A 2,444-nucleotide genomic window follows, 5' to 3' on the forward strand; every position below is an offset into this window, starting at 1 on the left:
CCGCTCGAGGAGCTCGACGAGGATCCGACGTAGCTCGACGTCGACGACGAGAACGAGGACACGCTGCCGGCGAAGGCCGCCGCGTGGAAGCCGTTCGGTCCGGAGTACCAGACCGGCTCCTCGCCGGTGCGCTCGTACGCCGACGCGAGCTCCGCCGACCACTCCTTCTCGAGCCCGAACAGCACGGCCCACGGCAGCAGGCGCTCCGTCACCTCCACCACCTCGACCGGGCCGACCGAGCGTCGGTCCGCTCCGCGGGGCGATTGCAGCATCGCGATCCGGTCGGCCTCGGCCAGACGGATGTACAGCTCGAGCCCGCGCAGATGGTCGCGCAGCTCCGCGCCCGCAACCGTCAGCGGCACCCTCGAGACCAGGATCGTCCCGACGACGGCCGCGGCGATCGAGACCAGCATCAGCACGAGCGGGAGCGGGCCGCCGAAGGAACCGGTCATCAGGAGGATCGCGCTCATGAAGGCGGCCATCACTCCCAGCAGCAGCGGCACGAGGACGAGGACGCTCCCGCCGATCGTTCCGGCCCGCCTCAGTCCCGTCTCGGTCACCCGGTTGCCCAGGGCCGTCCGGAACTGCGTGACTGCCTTGCCGAACGCCTTGTCCTTGCCCGAGAGCTCGCGCACCGCACCGGGCTCCCGGCCCACGGCGATGTCGAGGAAACGGCGGTCGTCGGAGGCGAGGGGCCGCGGGCGTCCCGCGCGTCGCGTCGGCGTCGTCGCGGGGTCGAGCACCCGCACGGCGTACTCCTGCTTCCGCCCCTCCCCCGTCTCCTCGATGCGCACGAGTCCGCGGACGGCGGCGTCCAGGAGTCCGGCCGCAGGGGCCTTCGACGTCTTCCGCAGCAGCGCGGCGGAGAGGAACAGCCCCTCCGCGGGCGGGTCGTACTCGGCGACGACGGTCGGGCGGCCTGGAGCGTCGCGGAGCACGGTCCGGCGGCGGTGCACGGCGAGCGCGAGGCCGATCAGGACCGCGGCGAGGCCGCCCAGCTGCACCCAGGACCAGCCGGAGGCGAGGTAGCGGTCGTCGCGCGGCGTGAAGGTCCCGGGAGCGAAGCCGATCGCCACGGTCACGTTCTCCCCCGGAGCCAGCGACTCCCCCGATGCCGTGACGACCGCGCCGTCGCGGCCGATCGGACAGGGCGTCGTCGAGCCCTCCGGTCCCCGGTAGCAGCTGACGGTCCCCGTCGCGGCGGAGGCCAGCGAACCGGCGAGCTCGACGCGCACGTCGTAGCGGTCGAAGGTCTGGCGCCAGCCCGTGCCGTTGACGTCCCAGTAGAACTCGTCCTCGCCGCTGCGCGTGCCGGATCCAGGCAGGGTCGTGTTGTGCTGAGTGTAGGTGAAGACGTAGGTCTGGCTGCCGCTGACGAACTCGTCCGCCGCGCTGGTGACCAGGAGGAAGCCGTCCTCGCGCTCGGTGTCGACCGGCCGCGCCTCCCCGTCGCCGTCGGTGACGGACACCAGGTCGACGTCGGTCGGGTGCCCCTCGTAGTCGAGCGGGATCGCGCGCTGCATGCCGCGGTTCTGCGACGGCGGGAACTCGGCGACGAAGGTCTCGACAGTGGTCAGCGTCGAGCGGCCCTCCTCGTCGCGGTCGAGACGGAAGTCGGCCGAGTACTCCGAGAACCGGAAGCCGTCCACGTCCGCGCGCACGACACCCGCGACGGTGTGCGCACCCGCGACGGGCTGCGGAGCCGCCACGGCCTGCGCCGCCGCTCCGCCGACCAGCAGCGGGACCGCGAGGGCCGCAGCCGCCGCTCGCCGCGCGACCACCCCCGCCCGGCCGGTCGAGGCGGACAGGATCGTGCCGAGCAGCCCCCACATGCCTGCGATGCTACGCGCCGACGCACGGCCGGCACGTCCCCCGGGCGGACTACTGGAGCAGGAACTGCGTGGGCGAGCCCGAGGGAATGCCGGCGACCGACACCGACAGGTTGTAGGCGGCGCCGCCCGCCTCGACCGCCTCGCGTCCGCCGGAGCAGGTGTCGGCGGAGGAGCGGGTGCGGTCCCACGTCAGCGCGCTGCCCATCACCGAGCGGCCCGCCTGGAGGAGCACCGGCAGATCGGCCGCGCCGGTCTGGCAGTCCGTGGAGGTCCAGATCTGCTCGGAGCCGCTCGTGATCGTGAAGACCTGCTTGCTCGTGCCCGCGTCGATCACGCAGTCGGTGCTCGAGATGTTGGCCAGCGAGAGTGAGAGCTGCGGATCCTCGCCGGGCGCGTAGCTCGTGGCGTCCGTGACCGCGGTGACGGCGACGGAGTCGGCCGTGCAGGCGGGTGCGGCGCCGGGCGTCGCACCGGGCGATGTGGTCGGGTAGAGCGTCGGCAGCACGACGGTCGGCGTGGGGCTCGACGCGGCGTCGGAGCCGGTCATCCGCGGGAGCAGCGACAGCACCACCGCCAGGCCCGCGACGATGACGACCAGCGCGAGCAGCACTC

2 protein-coding genes are annotated in these 2,444 nt (G+C 73.3%); both read right to left on the reverse strand.

The features are described 5' to 3' along the window. Positions 1 to 1,832 (reverse strand): DUF2207 domain-containing protein (locus tag C5C27_RS17245; protein WP_104315012.1); only part of this gene is annotated, 1,832 nt, incomplete at its 3' end. Positions 1,833 to 1,881: 49 nt separating this feature from the next. After that, positions 1,882 to 2,444: hypothetical protein (locus C5C27_RS18270; RefSeq protein WP_104346940.1), on the reverse strand; the 563-nt coding region annotated here is incomplete at its 5' end.

Source organism: Rathayibacter sp. AY2B7 (genome assembly GCF_002931635.1).
GTDB lineage: Bacteria > Actinomycetota > Actinomycetes > Actinomycetales > Microbacteriaceae > Rathayibacter.